The sequence below is a fragment of the Vibrio mexicanus genome (genome assembly GCF_001012815.1).
Lineage (GTDB): Bacteria > Pseudomonadota > Gammaproteobacteria > Enterobacterales > Vibrionaceae > Vibrio > Vibrio mexicanus.
In genome coordinates, this window is the sequence record NZ_JYJP01000090.1 from 19,964 (window position 1) to 35,643 (window position 15,680).

Consider the following 15,680-nt stretch of genomic DNA (forward strand, 5'->3'; position numbering starts at 1 on the left):
TTAAGCAGCCTGAGCTTGTTTATGATCGATGAAATTAACCAAAGAGCTTACCTTGAAAAATACTTCTGCTGCTTGGTTATCGATAAACTCATTAATAGTTTCTGATGAAAGGTGAGGATATTCAGTTTCAAGGCGAGAAACGACTTCTTGCGAAACCTTACCTTTGGCGTCTAAAAAGCTTTCTTCTTGTAAGAAAGCTGGGAATATATCTCCGGCTGAGATCTTTAATTGATATTGTTGTTCAATTGAATAAATAATGTCGACAAAATCGATTGACTCAGCTGCTAGGTCATCGACTAGGTTTGCATCTACTGTTACTTCTTCTGGCTCAACGCCAAGAACTTCTACAAGAATTTCGCTTACTTCATTTAATGACATTTCAATATCCTTTGATCTGTTTGGGTTTCTTTAAATACGGCAAAAGTATGTTATTGATGCAATACTGGGTAATCACCTTGCGTAATATTAAAAGGTGATGGTTTATTTATAGAATAGACAGTATCGCAAGTTTAATAATCATTATTTTTACATTACTCTTTGCAGTTACATTTCCTCAAGAGTGGAAGTCATAAGCTTGAATTTACGTCGAAAATTCTTGGTTTATCAGGATTGTAATAAGGAAGTGGATCTCAAATAAAGTTTGAAATAATGAAAATGATATATATATTTTGACGTGTAAAAGCGTAATGATTTAGTGATTAATCTAACTATAGTTAATTATATATTTAAATGTAGTCTATTAATCTTATGAGCGTAATATTGAAGTGGATAATGTTTATTTGCTTCAGCTAGAGAAGAAAATGTAATTGCTCTTAGGTTAACTTTCTATATTTGTGGCTGAGTGCGGGGACGCCTAGTTCGGGTTGCACTCAAATAGGGATTTAAAATTTCGTTTTAAACTGCATTTCCCTAAAACGACGAAAGCTCGCAACAAGTGCGAGCTTTCTGAATGTGGCGGAGTGCTGGGCTTGCACTCAACTGGGCTTGCATCCAAGGAGGGATTTGTACAAATCCCTTTGAATGCACAGACGCAAAAAAGCCCACTAATTTCTTAGTGGGCTTTTTCTAAATGTGGCGGAGAGATAGGGATTTGAACCCTAGATACGCTATTAACGTATGCCGGTTTTCAAGACCGGTGCTTTCAACCACTCAGCCATCTCTCCGTTGGTGCAGCGAATAATATAGAGGTTGAGAAAACTTGTAAACCCCTAATTTTGCTGTTTGCTTTAATAATGAGCGCTTGAAGATAAAAAACTTGTCAAAGGTCGGTTTTCTGCCCTTTGTGAGGCGCATGAGTCGTTACATTTAGGTTCTTACTCAACGACTTCTATTCGGGTTAGGCCTTTCGAAACATGATGTTGGTAAAGGCATAGCATTAGGCTACAAGTCGACATTGTCATTAGAGTGGCTAGTGCTGCACCTTCTATACCATATAGGGGTATTAACCAAAGGTTTAGGCCAAAGTCCTAAGTTAAAGCGGACAACCCTATCCAAACCACCTTGGTGCCTTTCTTGAGATACTGCAGCCACGTTGAAGAAAATGCAGCGAGAGCCCAGATGCCATAAGTTCCGCATAATAGAGTCAATGAGGTAGCTGCTTGCCCGTACTCCGGATCAAACATCGCTAGTAGCTGATGATGGAATAACATAAGCACTAGGAATAGTGTTCCTATGACAACGCATATCGCCTTCTGAGCTCGTTTAAATACCGGTAGGCACTGGTCGCTTCCTTGGCTGACCGCGATACCAAGTATTGGGAGAAACAGGCCCGCAATTGTGGCTTGGGCGGTGGGAAGAATATGAGCGATGGTGGTAGCTGCAGCGAAGTATCCCACTTCTTGATCCGAGGCTAACCATTCCAACATGAATAAGTCGATTTGGTTCAATGCTAAGGTAACTAACACAGCAGCCATCATTGGAATCGACTGCTTGAGTACTTGGATGCGATCGATAGGAGTCAATTGATCAGAAATGGAGATAAGATTGAGTTTGCGCAACTTATACCATTGCCAACTAACCAAAATAAGTACCGATAGAGCCCCACAAGCTATGACTTGCCAAAGTTCAATGCTCCCTAGTAACCCAAACAGCGTGATAACAAACAGTGTTTTCATTGCTGGCAGGCCGATTCGCAAGGTAAGTTTGCGAGAATCAGCTGCTTGCCAGATTGCAGTATGCGGCTCAGCAGCGCCGCTGCCGCGATCAAGGGAAGGACAAAGGACATCAGCACCAATGGATGATGCTCGTCGTGGTCGTTCATAAATAGGTGAAGGTAACTGACTGCATAAGTCGCGGCAACAAGCAGAAAGGATAGGCCCGTGGCAATCAGTAAGTAAAAACGGACAAAGCTCCATACCGATTTATTGTTGCCTTGACTTAGCTCTGCCGAAAGTAGTTTGGGCGCGACTCTATCGCCTCCAAGTAAAATTAACATTGAGGCTAAAGCAGCGTAGGAATAGGCGACCTTATAATCTCCATACTCATGACTGGAAAGGCGACTGCTCAAACTTAAGTTAAACCAGTATTCGGCAAGAAAGCTTACCGGGATGGCGGTGAGTAAGATAAGGGCAGATGAACTTAAGTTTTCAGAGCAGTAAAGACTTTTGAGTTGTGTCAGGTTTTTCATTCAGTCGATTTTGCCACTAAAAAGCGATGTCACTAGTTTGGTTTGGTACAAGAAAAGATCAATTCAGAGTGCAGGCGAGGGCGATGGGTATATGTTTATCATTGAAAATCACAACAGATGTCACTTTTCAAAGAGGGTAGTCCAAGAAAAGCAAAAAGAGAGCCGAAGCTCTCTTTTATAGGTATGGTCGGACTGACTGGATTTGAACCAGCGACCCCCGACACCCCATGACGGTGCGCTACCAGGCTGCGCTACAGTCCGAATAAATTTGTATTAGTTGTTGCGGCTATAAAAGCGCTGAAGCTCGGTTAGGCCCTGCATTAGAATTGGCAGTGATGGATTTTCATCTTTCACCCGGCGGTACTGAGCATCGTATACCTTGTAGTTACCAAACTTATCAACCACAGTTGTTCGTTTATCGGTAATCAGGGCAAGCTCTCTCGCATCGCCTGCTAAAATCCATTTACGCTTTCTTTCGTCGAACAGATTTCGGCCACTACTAAACTCTGTCGGGTTTGAAGAAACACCGAGTAAATCTTGTAAAATCGTCACAGAGAAATCGAGATGGCTTGAGCGATGCGTATATTCAACGGCAAGTTTACCAGGCCAATGAATGATCAGCGGGACTTGTAATTGGTACTTGCTGTAGTTTGAATTCGCGCCCCAACTGTTGGTTTTAGTTTCATTAAACTCAGTACCATGATTGGAGGTTATAATGACGACGGTATTGTCTGTCATTTCTAATTCTTCAAGTTTTTGATACAGCGCACTTAGCTCAGTATCAGCAACATTAACCGCTTTATTGTAGGCGTTGCGAAGTTTCTGTTCCGCTGTGCCTTCGCCGCCATCTAGGCTAGATGCATTGGCAACGGTGACCAATTCAATGAAGCTAAACCAAGGTGTACCATCTGGGTTGAGTTTCACCCATTCTTCCCAGCGCTCAATGGTTTGAGAGTCTACGCTGCGGCTTTCATCAAAAGCGATGCCCGTAAAGCTCTGTCCTCGGAATATAGATTCCGCGTATAGGTTGTCTTCGAAGTTATCGCTACTGAACAAACCAAACTGATAGTCTTGATCTTTCAAGGATGTCACGAGTACCGGCAAAGAGCTCTGAGCTTTGATGCTATCGGCATAGCTGCTTGGTAGGCCGTAGAACAATCCAAATAGCCCAAACATGTCGTTACTTGAGCTGTAATGATTGGTGAAGTTAAGACTTTTTGAAGCGAACTGGTTGGTTTCTGGCATCAACGATGCGTTTAGAGAGTCCGCGCGTAAGCTGTTGACGCTTACAACCAGAACGTTAAGAGGATTAGCGCGACGACTAAATTCCAATGTTTCTAAAGGGTAACTAAGAATGTTCTCTGACCCAGCTAGCTCAGCTTGACGCTTCTGATATTCTTCACGATCCAACAGACCATGTTTCTCCATGAACGACTTAGCGGTCATCGGGTAGGAGAGTGGGAAGTTAGCTTTCTGAGACGTCACTGGGCCATAGAGATAGGCATCTGACCAAACATAAATCAGGTGCGAGGCAATAAAGCTGATAAAGAATACTGCCGTTATCGGGCGGCCAACATGTTTATGTGATAAGCGACGTTGCTTACGCCATACCCACTCGGATAATCCAAGTTGAAGTAAGAATATAAGAGGTAGAACAATGAATAAGTGCTGAAGATCGGCACTGATGGCATTGGTCCCATCGTTAAATAGAACCTCCCACACAACAGGAGTGAGGTGAAGTCCGATGGTTTGATACGCTTGAGTGTCGATCAGCAGGACGGTTAATCCGGCTGTCGCGAATATGACCGCGAGTAAGCGGAACAACTTCCTTGAGGGCACCAAGAAAGTTAACGGAAATAGAACCAACAGGTATAAAGCAAATACAAGAAAGCCAAAGTGGCCAACCCAAGACAGGGCTAAGTAAAACTGGCCAAGCAATGATTCCGGCCATGGTGACTGCACGATGTAGCGAGTACCAATGAGCATGGCTGCAATGATATTGAAGAAAGCAAACCAGTGGCCCCAGCCCACCAAACGCGATACACGTTCGCCGTATGTATTTCCTTTATCTACCATGTAAAGTTCTATTATCCATTACAAATTAATGAATGTTCTCATCGAGTGACGAGATCAATGCTTGAGCAAATTTTTCCGCAATTGCCTTGCGTTGTGAAGCAGCGACGTTCTGATTTAAGACATTGGTTGCGATATTACCAGCGATCATCAGTGATAACTCTGGAGTTGCTTGGTGTTTTTCAAGCACAGCAGCAACTTCCGCTAAGATTGATTCTACTTGGTCGTCACTGTATTTAGATGTAATCGGCATAAAGACTCTAATAATGATAGTAAAAGCGGCTTATGATAACCTACAATGCCAAACAACTGAAACCTAGAACGAACATAAATTCATTATGAGCCTTCATCTTTCCAACGTTATATTGCATCAACTTGTTAAAAATGAACAAGAAGAGCTTAAAGTTAACTTTAGACCAGAAGCACTAGAAAACGACGCTTCAAGTGAAAATTTAGTGGCCGAACTCCACCGAGTTTTCAACTCTAAAGCGGGAAAAGGCTTCGGTGCCTTTAAGTCTGACAGCGAATTTCAAATCTGGTTGCATGAACTTCGCAACAATGAGCGTCCATTTTACGATTTCTCACAAATGAGTGCGACTCGTCTTAAAGATGAGCTTGCCAAGTATCCATTTGCAGATGAAGGCATTTTAGTGCTTGCAGAGTATCAGTCTCTTGCAACCGACTATCTGTTTATCGGCCTATTGCCGTCAAACGTTAGCCTTAAAGTGACAGAAGGTCTGGGTATTGGCGCAACGGATTACCTAGATATCTCGAAGATGGATATTGCTGCTCGTATTGACCTTTCTAGCTACGAGACAGATAAAGAGTCTAATCGTTACTTAACCTACATTAAGGGTCGCGTTGGCCGCAAAGTCGCGGACTTTTTCTTGGACTTCTTGCAAGCGGAAGTTGGTCTAGATACCAAACAGCAAAACCAAGTACTGATGCAGGCGGTAGAAGACTTCTGCTCAGACTCGAAGCTGGACAAAGAAGAGTCAACAAATTACAAGAAGCAGGTTTATGACTATTGTAATGAGCAGATTAAAGCGGGTGAAGAAGTTCAAGTTCGCGAGTTGTCGGGTGAGTTGCCTCCGAGCCAAGATGGGACAAGCTTCCTCGACTACACTAACGAGCAAGGTTATGAGTTAGAGGAAAGTTTTCCAGCGGATCGCTCAACTGTACGTAAATTGACTAAGTTTGTTGGCGCAGGCGGCGGTCTGAATGTGAGTTTTGATAGCTTATTACTTGGTGAGCGTGTTTTCTACGATCCAGAAACGGATACCTTAACCATTAAAGGTACACCACCTAACTTGCGTGATCAGCTGTCACGAAATAGTTAAAAAAGAGAGCCGTATGGCTCTCTTTTTCGTTTAAGGTCATGTATTTGACCGATTTTGTTATATGCTAAGAGTTAATGGATTTAGAGAGTTAAACGGATCTTTTAATGCGAATTCAATGGAAGTGGGCGAGTGCGGTGTTTGTGGTGTGGTTGGCGTGCATGTCAGCTTAGTGGTAAGCAATCAACGTAATCAGACAACACTAGAAGCCGTTCAAGAGTTGAATCACTCGATTCAAGATATGCGCAATGCGCTGCAACTTAATGTTCCTTTCCGAAGTAATTATCTCGATGCTCAAGAGCTTAAGTTACAAATAGTGTACTCCTTGAGAATTCAACTTGAAGCCAATCATCAAAGTCGTTGGTTAACGCCCGATATCTATCAATTGTTGTTCACGACCGATCAGTTTATCGATCAAGCAAAAGCTTACCTAGCGCAGAAGTGCCGTTGGTGAATTTTTTAGATGAGATTGCTTTTATTCGTTCTAAATACGAAGTGGATGACTTCGAGCTGGGCCTTTACAATCAATTGAGTGCCCAAGTATTCGAGGCGCTTTTCAGTTCATCTCCCAAAAGCCCTGAAGTTTACCGAGCACTCGACCGACTGTATCTGATTTCTGAAACACTAGCTGATACGCAAAAGAAAGAGCTGCAGCAGCAATTGGGCGAAGCTTCTTCTGTGTTAAGCACTTATGCTGAAGGCAGTCATCTAATTGATAAACTGGTTACTCACCCTATTCATGAAGAGATGATCCGCTACGAGAGTCAGTGCATCTCGCTCGTCAATAAGCACCTTTATCTTGCAATGGTGATAAGCGCAGTTGGGTTAATGATACTGGCGCTACTAAACTTACCAAGACGCACTGTTATGCAGCCAGTTCAGAAGCAAGAAGAGCAGAATTTTCAAGTGGCTGAGGAAAGCCCTGTTGCCGAAGACAATCTGGTAGCTAAAGAAAATAGAGAAATCAGCCAGCCTGCGATGGAGACGGACCTCGTGTCTGTGAAAGCTGGATCAAGCGGTGATGCCGCTAAGGTGGTTGAAAAAGTGGTAAAAGAGAATCCTGTTATGGATGGCAAAATGATAGACATGAATAAGATGCTTGATGCTCTAAATGATGACCAGGAATCGGTGCAACTTCTGTTGTCTGTTTTTGTTCAAGATCACGAGGCTGATATTGAGCGCTTGCATAAAGCAATGGAAGAGGATCATGAGTTAGCCTGCCGAATTGCTCATAGTCTAAAAGGGGTAGGTGGCAGTATTGGTTCAGAGCGATTGAGCTCATTAGCTCTTCAGGTTGAAGCGCCTCTTAAAGCTGGTGAGAAAGTCGATGATAGTACGATAGAGGAGCTCGCGTCCGTGTTGGCAAAAACCATCGCAGAGGCGAAGTCTCACTTAGCTCAGGGAGCATGATAGAGTTGGTCTTTTATTTCTTACGGATTGGATTGTCTTAATTGTTAGTTTTCAGCTAATTATTAACTGAGTGACTTATCTTTATCTCGCAACATCATGCTCCTATCGTTAGAATGCGCCCGTACAGCGTTCGACAATAAGAGGTTTTCATGTACTTTAAAAAAGCTATCGGTGTTTTACTCACTTTCGCAGCCATGTTTCTTTCTGGTTGCTCTTTACTAGAGTTAAAAATCGACAGCCAAACTACGCCGCTAACCCAGCAAGAATTAAATATGCGAGTGCTCACTCGAGAGTATGCGCAGCAGTTTTTTATTAAAGTCGAACAGACTGCCGATGAGGTCGCCGCATCCTATCCACCAGAAGACACGCTTCACCAATCCTACGCATTACTTTGGAAAATTAACGCTCATCAAGGTCTGCAAAGCGCCGCTTATCAATCATCTCCGATGGCTGGTTTAATAGAAACGTGGGTGTTCACTTATCAAATGCGAAACTTTTTTGAATCTGATCAGGGCAAGGTGCTATTCGACTCTTCTTTGCCACTTGAGGCTTCGGAACAACTGGTCGCTCAAATTGATGAATTAGCGAAAGCGATTTTAAAATCGAGCGCTTTCTCATCTTCTCAATCATTTGTCGTCGAATTCTCCAAAGCTAACCCATTTGTCGACCTTTCCTTTACAAGGACGCCAGCCTATATGGCTTGGTTAGAGGCGAACAATATTAGTATCGATGAAGCCGTCACTACCATGGGTACTATGCCTGAAGCATTGGGCGATATTTCTGACCGATTAAGTCTTGTGTCTGAGCAGACTCCAAAGCTAATGAAGTGGAAGGCGCAAGTGGTGGCTTTGAACAGCACATTGAGCGGAGAGCAACTGACTCAGACTCTTGAGAGCTTGCAAAGAACGTCAATTGCTCTGCAAGATTTTATTGCCAACAACCCTGAATATATGGAAAACCTTGCCGCCCAGATGGCAGTGAAATTGCAGCCGTTGGTTAACGACATCGACGCGAAAACGGGAGAGAGGTTGCAGCAGCTTGGCGTTGAACGCCAAGCCCTTGAAGACATGGTGGCTCGTGAACGCATTGAGTTAATCAATATGATCGAGCGAGAGCGTACTGCGTTGTCAGAGATTGTTTCTCATGAGCGCAGGCAGTTTACGTTAGAGATGGATCAGCTTTCTCAAGATGTTGTGTCATTAGCAATGGATAAGTTGGTGGAGTTAATTAAGAGCACCATTATCTATTTCGTTCTGTTTATTCTGGTCATTTTCTTTGCGCCATTGCTGTTGGGTTATGCGTTAGGTAAACGTTCTGCCAACAAACCGTAGACTGCAAAGTTAACATTGTGGAACAAGCGCCCTTCGAGGCGCTTTTTTCGTATTCAGGTTCGCGAAAGTTATTAATTTTAGCGAGTTAGAGCCGTTTTAACTAGGTTTTGGAGTTTGTCGCAAGAAAAAGTTACAGGTTTGACCAATTTTCGCTTGAGATTTTTGTGTGAAAATTCAAATATGGCGTATTCACTTTTTTAAAGATTACATGGAGAGTACATGATGAGAGTAGGTCTAGTTGGTTGGCGTGGCATGGTAGGTTCAGTCCTAATGCAGCGTATGGTTGAAGAGAAAGATTTCGATTTGATCGAGCCTGTTTTCTACAGTACATCACAAGTCGGTATTCCAGCGCCTAACCTTGGTAAAGACGCGGGCATGCTGCAAGACGCATTTGACCTCGAAAGTCTAAAGCAACTTGATGCGGTGATTACTTGTCAAGGCGGTGGTTACACGGAGAAAGTTTACCCAGCACTTCGTCAAGCTGGTTGGAAAGGCTACTGGATTGATGCAGCTTCAACATTGCGTATGGCTGAAGATTCAATCATCACGCTTGACCCTGTCAACCTAACCCAAATTCAGCAAGGCATCCATGGCGGCACGAATACGTTCGTTGGCGGTAACTGTACAGTAAGTTTGATGCTGATGGGTCTAGGTGGTTTGTTTGAGAAAGGCCTAGTGGAATGGACGAGCGCAATGACGTACCAAGCGGCTTCAGGTGCCGGTGCACAGAACATGCGTGAGCTAATTTCTCAAATGGGTGTGATTAACGACGCGGTAAGCACTGAGCTTGCTAACCCTGCGAGCTCTATTCTTGATATCGATAAGAAAGTGGCTGATACAATGCGCAGTGGTTCATTCCCTACGGACAAATTTGGTGTTCCTTTGGCGGGCTCCCTTATCCCGTGGATTGACGTGAAGCGTGAAAACGGCCAAAGCAAAGAAGAGTGGAAAGCGGGCGTAGAAGCTAACAAGATTTTGGGCTTCCAAGATGCACCAGTGCCAATTGATGGTACTTGCGTTCGTATCGGTGCGATGCGTTGTCACTCTCAAGCTCTAACGATTAAGCTTAAGCAGAATGTACCAATGGATGAGATTGAAGAGATGATCGCAACTCATAACGATTGGGTTAAAGTGATTCCAAACGATCGCGACATCACTGCTCAAGAGTTAACTCCGGCTAAAGTGACAGGCACATTGTCAATTCCTGTAGGTCGCTTGCGCAAGATGGCAATGGGCGATGACTTCCTAAACGCATTTACAGTGGGTGACCAACTACTGTGGGGTGCTGCTGAGCCTCTACGTCGCACATTGCGTATCATTCTTGCTGAAAAGCAGTAATGAATTGATAGTCAGCATTGAGTCTAAAAAAGCGCCTTCCGGCGCTTTTTTTTATGTCAGTACTTTTATGTATCGGGAGTAAGTATCGGGAGCGGCAACGTGTTTCCAATAGATATCGTTATTGCTGCTGATATAAAAACCGTTCAAAGTTTGCACTTAAATCATCACTATCGAACACCGAACCTGATTTACCTTGGAGTAGAATACTTCGGGCTACCGTATACATGTCTGGTGAAAGCGGTATGTAGCCCGATCGGATGACCGACAAACGTATGTTGTGTGGTTGCAAATAGTGGTTAACGAATCGTTTGACTGAGGCGCGTTTATTGAGTGCAGACTTATTAACGTAAATAAAGAGAGGGCGGGAAAGGGCGCTATACTGCCCGCTGGTGACATTGTCAGCGCTTGGGAGAACGGGTTCGTTGTCTTCGTTTGAGATGGCAAGCGCTTTGAGCTGATTTTTGTTTTTGACGTAATATGCGTAACCGAGAAACGCTAAGGCAGTTTCATCTGCAGCAACTTCTGCCGCCATTGCCGTATCGTCTTCATTCGCGGCATAGTCTCTGCGACTGTCTTCTTTGTTTAATACAACGTTGACAAAATAATCATAGGTGCCGGAGTCTGGGCCGGGCCCATGCAAAGTTAAGGGAGTCGTCTGAAAGGTTTCGGAAACCTTATTCCAAGTATTGAGTTTACCTTCTGACTCAAAGCGCCAAATTTTGTTGAGCTCATCAAGCGACAGTGAGTCTAACCATTCATTGTTTTTGTTAACGACGACAGTGATGGCATCTAAAGCAATCGGTAGCTCCAAAAACTCGATTCCATTTGCTAAGCACAGCTCTTTCTCTGCTTTTTTTATTGGTCTGGATGCGTTTGAAAGATCGGTTCGCCCACGACAGAACTTTCTAAAACCGCCACCAGTGCCAGTAATCCCGACCACGACTTGTGTTTGCGATCCCTCTGCGAGCATAAACTGCTGGGCAATCTGATAGGTAATCGGATAAACCGTGCTTGAGCCTTCCACCTTGATCAGATCTTTTGCCCAAGCCGCTACTGGCGCGAGTGAAAGTAGAAAGTATGTGATTGGCAGAATCAGTTTATGCATAGTTTAGACGGCGTAGCACTTATCAATATAGGATGTGGACATATGGTTCGTATAAAGGCAAAAACTAAATCATAAAGTGAATTGATACAACGCAGGTGCAGCAAAATTCATCAAAATTTCATAACGGTAATCAATAGTTATCTCTTTCATATTGCTGAAATAATTATCAGTTAAGGTTGTCGACTTTAGAAAAGTAGATAACAAAGATTTCACTTAAGAACCGAATATTTATGAAGCGTAAGTTCCTATTCACCTCCCTACTAGCACTTCTCGTTATATCGATAACAACGGTGTTGGTTTCTCAGTCGACTCACCTATTAGTCAAGAAGTCCCCTTTGGCTGAGGCGGCAGCGGAGATCAAAGTGAATGGAACATTAGCCTACTTGTGGTTCGATGAGATTATGTCCGGAGATACTGCGCAATCTATTCAAGAAGTGTGGTATTACTTGGAAATTGCTGATTGGCACGTGGTTGCGCTTCTCGAAGGGGGAGAAAGCATCATGGGCAACTATCAGCCAGTGGATGATCCTGAAATTCGAGAGCGTCTTGTTGAGCTCCGGGAGATATTAGCGCAATTTCGAGTCACCGCGGAATCCAATTATCAGCATATCTTATCGGATCGAGCGTATGCGGTGAATGCGGTTGGTCGAGACGAGCAATTTCTCGAGTTTGCCAGCAAGGCAGACGATATTCAGCGAGTGATTAAAGCGAGTTATGACTCGGGTATTCAAAGTTACACCACCACAAGTATAACTCTAATCGTCGCTGTAATGGTGATTGCGGCTTATTCTATACGTCTTCAACACAAGCATGAACTAAGTCGGGACCTATTACTAAAATCATTAACAGATGCTAAAACCGCGATTGAAGAAAAGAATAACCAACTTCACAATCAAGCCTACTTTGATCCCTTAACTAATCTCCCCAATCGAACTCTATTTCTTGATCGGCTCAATCAGTCGATATTGAATGCAGAACGATCTAAAAAATCCTTTGCGTTGCTCTTTATCGACCTTGACCATTTTAAAGATGTGAATGACCAACATGGTCATGACATGGGGGATATGCTGTTAAAGCAGGTCGCTAAACGTATTAATCAATGCATTCGAGTCACGGATCTTTCGGCACGATTCAGCGGGGATGAGTTCGTAGTGGTGCTTGGACATATTCAAGATGTTAGCAGTGCGATTAATGTTGCAAGTAAGATCGCATCTAAGCTGACACGATCGCTGTCTCGGCCTTTCCAATTGGAGCGAGTCAGTGTGAATGTTTCGGCAAGTATTGGTGTTTCTATCTATCCGGAAGATAGCGCGAGCCAAGATACTTTGATTCGCTATGCTGACAATGCCATGTACCACGCTAAGAAGATGGGCAAAAACAACTTCCAGTTTTACTCGAAAGAGCTCAATCGCATCGCAATGTCGCACAAGCATACAGAGAATGCTTTGGCTGTGGCCATCGACCGTGATGAGTTTGAGCTTCACTATTTACCGAAGTGGAATCTCAAAACAGAGCACATCGAAGGTGTGGAAGCGTTAGTGCGTTGGCGTCATCCGCAGAAAGGATTGTTGTACCCTAATGACTTTATTCCAGTGGCTGAGTCTACAGGTCAAATTCAACAGCTAGACTTGCTCATCGCGAGAAAAGCGCTTTCTCAACAGAGAACTTGGATCAAACAAGGCATCGACTTAGGTATTGTCGGTATTAATATCTCTGCAAGCAGCCTTAAACACCCTGACTTTTTCGAGCGTTTGAAACAAATTATTGTTAACTCTGATGTACCGACGAGCAAGCTTGAAATTGAGATTACTGAAACCGTTATGGTTGAAAATATAAAAGTCGCTCAAGTGATCTTTGCAGAGCTTAAACAGCTCGGGGTGCGTATCGCGCTAGACGACTTTGGTACAGGGTTCTCTTCTCTCTCTTACTTAAAAGATTTTGATTTCCAAACCATCAAGATCGACCGCAGCTTTGTGATGGATTATGCAACCAGCAATACGTCTCAAGTTTTGCTTAAATCTATTATTCAATTAGGCAGTGAACTGGGAGTGTCTGTCGTCGCAGAAGGGGTGGAGACGGTGCAGCATCAGTCGGATCTCTATGAGATGGGCTGCACCACAGGCCAAGGGTTTTATCTGACTAAACCGTTGCAAGCGGAAGCCTTAGTTAACAAGCTGTGTCCTCATTCCGCGCTCAGCAACGTGGTTAAGCTGCAGCTGGCTACTTAGCTATATTATTTAACCGGATTGCTTAACCTTGTTTCCTAAGCATGTGACTTAAAAAAGTAGGCTTACTCTTCCGGTGTGACGACTCGATTATCAGGATCAGCAAGTTCGCTACCGCAATGTTTGCAATACATCGCATCCGACTCATGGCCTGCTTTAGAACAGTTAGGGCACTTAACCAGAGACTTATGTGAACTCATCTCTTGGTTGAGCTCGGCGGTAATAATGCCAGTCGGAACCGCGAGTATTGAATAACCAAGTAGCATGGTCATGGAAGCAATCGCTTTACCAATCGAAGTTTGTGGCACTAAATCGCCATACCCAACGGTTGTAATGGTCACAATTGCCCAATAAATGCTTTGTGGAATACTGGTAAAGCCATGCTCGGGCCCTTCAATAACAAAGATAAGCGCACCAAAAATGGTGACTAGAATCGCGACCGTACTGAAAAATATAAAGATCTTACGCTTCGCCATGAGAAGAGAGCGCAACAAGATGTTGGAGTCTTGTAAGAACCTCACCAGTTTGAGTATGCGGAAAATACGCATTACCCGTAGCAAACGAATTACGCCCATAAATGAAGCGCCCGGGAAGAACAGAGCGAGATAGGTGGGGAGAATCGCTAACAGATCAACCACGCCATAGAAGCTTCTCGCGTAGGCTGCTGGTTTCGGAGAGCAATACAGCCTCAACAAGTACTCAATGGTAAATATCGCAGTGAAGGTGTACTCGACATATCTTAAAGGCTCACCCCAACGAGAGAATACGGCTGGCAATGACTCAAGTATGAGTACGATTAAAGACAGCATAATTGCGATGATAAGGCCAATATCAAAAATGCGCCCGCCACGGGTGTGGGTGCCAAAGATAATGATATAGAGATGATGCTTGAGAGGGGGTTTATGCATGATATAACGACGATTAATACACGTCGCCATATCATAACGAGAAAGAACTTAACGAGAAAGTTTGATTGACCAAACTTCGACTAGCTTAAACCAGGGAATAGGTTCCTTAGACCGTTAGCTATAAACTCAATACCTAGCGCACCCAAGATCAGGCCCATGATACGAGTAATCACGTTGATGCCCGTTTGGCCTAGGAAGCGAACAATCAAAGGTGCAGAGCGAAACAGTAGCCAAGAGCACAAAGCAAAAGCAATGATGGTCAAGATAATACCCATTGTATCTAATGTACTCGGGTAGCGAGCGCCATAGACGATGGTTGAGCTGATTGCACCGGGGCCAGCCATGAGTGGCATCGCAAGTGGTACCACACCAATTTGCTCTTTGCTGACGTATTCTGACTTTTCCTGCTTGTTTTGTTTATCTTCACCTAGCTTACCGCTCATCATCGAAAAAGCGATGCTAAGTAAAAGAAGACCACCTGCGACACGAAACGAGTCTAGCGAGATGCTGAACATGTCCAGCAGTACCTGACCGGCCAGTAGCGAAACAATAAGAATCGTTGCAACGGCGATGTTGGCAGTCGTCGCTGTCTTATGTTTTTCTTCAAGCGTCATATGACCGGTTAAAGATACAAAGATAGGCATAATACCGACAGGGTTGACGGCGGCCACAAGACCAAGAAAGAACTGCAGAAAAATAGCGAACTCAATAGTTTGCATAGCGATTGTCCTAAGCAAAGAAACAAACAGAGGTAGGGTAGTTTTTAACCGCGCTAATGTAGTGGAAAAGAGGGGACAAATCGAATGAAAAAAACTAACACGAAAAGGTGTCACAAGTGAGAAAATCTAATCTTTTGGACCTTAAGGTTGGACCATTTTGAAGTTTTGTTACGTATAGTAGTCATGTAATAGTGATTGCTTATCAATGTTTGCAAATCGTTACGCAAATTTAATGAAAATTTGATTGAATTCGCGTGATTTTTTGTGAGAGGTGTATAGTATTAGTAGCACGTAAAAACACAGATAGTGTGGTGTTTTTAGTATAAAAATGAAACTTTATTACAGAATGTTGTTGTTAATTTATTCACTATAACTGTTTGCTCTTTTTTTGAACAAAATTATCACCAGAAATAAACTCATTAAAATCAGTTGGTTATGATTGTTGTTGTGGTAAACCACTACTAAAGGGTTATTTCGCGTGCGAGAACTGATCCAAGTCAATTTTTTTCATAGCATGAAATATTATACTCAGTCCTGAAAGCGGTTTACTAAGTATGATTGCTGATAATTTGCTAACAAATAGTTAAAACGACAAGCAGCAGCCTTAG

Annotated in this window: 14 protein-coding genes and 2 tRNA genes; 6 read left to right on the forward strand and 10 right to left on the reverse strand. The window is 43.4% G+C overall.

The genetic code is table 11. From position 1 onward, the window contains the following. From UA76_RS12470 to UA76_RS12500, 7 genes are all read right to left on the reverse strand, one after another. Window positions 1–378, reverse strand: a complete 378-nt coding sequence (locus UA76_RS12470) for an acyl carrier protein (protein WP_047046603.1) — start codon at window positions 376–378, stop codon at window positions 1–3. Window positions 379–1,072: 694 nt separating this feature from the next. Further along, window positions 1,073–1,163 (reverse strand) — tRNA-Ser (locus tag UA76_RS12475). A 303-nt stretch (window positions 1,164–1,466) separates the two neighbouring features. After that, window positions 1,467–2,114 (reverse strand): lipopolysaccharide biosynthesis protein, encoded by a 648-nt coding sequence (locus UA76_RS12480; RefSeq protein WP_047046605.1) that lies wholly within the window; start codon window positions 2,112–2,114, stop codon window positions 1,467–1,469. Further along, window positions 2,111–2,626 carry an oligosaccharide flippase family protein gene (locus tag UA76_RS12485; RefSeq protein WP_047046607.1) on the reverse strand — a complete coding sequence of 172 codons (516 nt, stop codon included), beginning with the start codon at window positions 2,624–2,626 and terminating at the stop codon, window positions 2,111–2,113. Before UA76_RS12485 ends, UA76_RS12480 begins: the two co-directional genes overlap by 4 nt. Window positions 2,627–2,810: 184 nt before the next feature. Further along, a tRNA-Pro gene (locus tag UA76_RS12490) sits at window positions 2,811–2,887 on the reverse strand. 12 nt (window positions 2,888–2,899) lie between these two features. Continuing rightward, window positions 2,900–4,702: a DUF3413 domain-containing protein gene (locus UA76_RS12495; protein WP_047046610.1), complete on the reverse strand. Its 1,803-nt coding sequence runs from the start codon at window positions 4,700–4,702 to the stop codon at window positions 2,900–2,902. 25 nt (window positions 4,703–4,727) lie between these two features. Further along, window positions 4,728–4,952 (reverse strand): YejL family protein, encoded by a 225-nt coding sequence (locus UA76_RS12500; RefSeq protein ID WP_047046612.1) that lies wholly within the window; start codon window positions 4,950–4,952, stop codon window positions 4,728–4,730. A gap of 85 nt (window positions 4,953–5,037) precedes the next feature. Here UA76_RS12500 and yejK point away from each other — a divergent pair, with 85 nt between their 5' ends. The 5 genes from yejK to asd all read left to right on the forward strand — a co-directional run bounded on the left by yejK (window position 5,038) and on the right by asd (window position 10,115). Beyond that, entirely contained in the window at window positions 5,038–6,039 is a 1,002-nt protein-coding gene (yejK, locus tag UA76_RS12505) for a nucleoid-associated protein YejK (protein ID WP_047046615.1), read from the forward strand. A gap of 115 nt (window positions 6,040–6,154) precedes the next feature. Beyond that, entirely contained in the window at window positions 6,155–6,490 is a 336-nt protein-coding gene (locus UA76_RS12510; protein ID WP_047046619.1) for a hypothetical protein, read from the forward strand. Next, window positions 6,487–7,446 carry an Hpt domain-containing protein gene (locus tag UA76_RS12515; RefSeq protein ID WP_047046622.1) on the forward strand — a complete coding sequence of 320 codons (960 nt, stop codon included), beginning with the start codon at window positions 6,487–6,489 and terminating at the stop codon, window positions 7,444–7,446. The genes UA76_RS12510 and UA76_RS12515 overlap by 4 nt, the downstream gene beginning before the upstream one ends. Window positions 7,447–7,595: 149 nt before the next feature. Beyond that, window positions 7,596–8,777 (forward strand): chemotaxis protein, encoded by a 1,182-nt coding sequence (locus UA76_RS12520; RefSeq protein ID WP_047046625.1) that lies wholly within the window; start codon window positions 7,596–7,598, stop codon window positions 8,775–8,777. A gap of 222 nt (window positions 8,778–8,999) precedes the next feature. Continuing rightward, window positions 9,000–10,115, forward strand: a complete 1,116-nt coding sequence (gene asd / locus UA76_RS12525) for an aspartate-semialdehyde dehydrogenase (RefSeq protein ID WP_047046851.1) — start codon at window positions 9,000–9,002, stop codon at window positions 10,113–10,115. Between the two features lie 118 nt (window positions 10,116–10,233). Here asd and UA76_RS12530 read toward each other — a convergent pair whose 3' ends face one another. After that, on the reverse strand, window positions 10,234–11,220 hold the full coding sequence (locus UA76_RS12530) for a PstS family phosphate ABC transporter substrate-binding protein (protein ID WP_047046629.1): 987 nt from the start codon (window positions 11,218–11,220) through the stop codon (window positions 10,234–10,236). A gap of 230 nt (window positions 11,221–11,450) precedes the next feature. Between UA76_RS12530 and UA76_RS12535 the strand changes: the two genes are divergently transcribed. After that, entirely contained in the window at window positions 11,451–13,448 is a 1,998-nt protein-coding gene (locus UA76_RS12535) for a putative bifunctional diguanylate cyclase/phosphodiesterase (protein ID WP_047046632.1), read from the forward strand. A 62-nt stretch (window positions 13,449–13,510) separates the two neighbouring features. Here the strand turns inward: UA76_RS12535 and UA76_RS12540 are convergent, their stop codons facing one another. After that, entirely contained in the window at window positions 13,511–14,353 is an 843-nt protein-coding gene (locus tag UA76_RS12540) for an ion transporter (RefSeq protein ID WP_047046634.1), read from the reverse strand. An 80-nt stretch (window positions 14,354–14,433) separates the two neighbouring features. Then, complete coding sequence (locus UA76_RS12545; protein WP_047046637.1) at window positions 14,434–15,072, reverse strand: YchE family NAAT transporter; 639 nt, start codon at window positions 15,070–15,072, stop codon at window positions 14,434–14,436. Window positions 15,073–15,680: the final 608 nt, after the last annotated feature.

Coding starts and splice junctions, on each gene's coding strand:
- UA76_RS12470 (WP_047046603.1), bottom strand. CDS start 378: ATGTCATTAAATGAAGTAAGCGAAATTCTTGTAGAAGTTCTTGGCGTT.
- UA76_RS12480 (WP_047046605.1), bottom strand. CDS start 2,114: ATGAAAACACTGTTTGTTATCACGCTGTTTGGGTTACTAGGGAGCATT.
- UA76_RS12485 (WP_047046607.1), bottom strand. CDS start 2,626: ATGAAAAACCTGACACAACTCAAAAGTCTTTACTGCTCTGAAAACTTA.
- UA76_RS12495 (WP_047046610.1), bottom strand. CDS start 4,702: ATGGTAGATAAAGGAAATACATACGGCGAACGTGTATCGCGTTTGGTG.
- UA76_RS12500 (WP_047046612.1), bottom strand. CDS start 4,952: ATGCCGATTACATCTAAATACAGTGACGACCAAGTAGAATCAATCTTA.
- yejK (WP_047046615.1), top strand. CDS start 5,038: ATGAGCCTTCATCTTTCCAACGTTATATTGCATCAACTTGTTAAAAAT.
- UA76_RS12510 (WP_047046619.1), top strand. CDS start 6,155: ATGGAAGTGGGCGAGTGCGGTGTTTGTGGTGTGGTTGGCGTGCATGTC.
- UA76_RS12520 (WP_047046625.1), top strand. CDS start 7,596: ATGTACTTTAAAAAAGCTATCGGTGTTTTACTCACTTTCGCAGCCATG.
- asd (WP_047046851.1), top strand. CDS start 9,000: ATGAGAGTAGGTCTAGTTGGTTGGCGTGGCATGGTAGGTTCAGTCCTA.
- UA76_RS12530 (WP_047046629.1), bottom strand. CDS start 11,220: ATGCATAAACTGATTCTGCCAATCACATACTTTCTACTTTCACTCGCG.
- UA76_RS12535 (WP_047046632.1), top strand. CDS start 11,451: ATGAAGCGTAAGTTCCTATTCACCTCCCTACTAGCACTTCTCGTTATA.
- UA76_RS12540 (WP_047046634.1), bottom strand. CDS start 14,353: ATGCATAAACCCCCTCTCAAGCATCATCTCTATATCATTATCTTTGGC.
- UA76_RS12545 (WP_047046637.1), bottom strand. CDS start 15,072: ATGCAAACTATTGAGTTCGCTATTTTTCTGCAGTTCTTTCTTGGTCTT.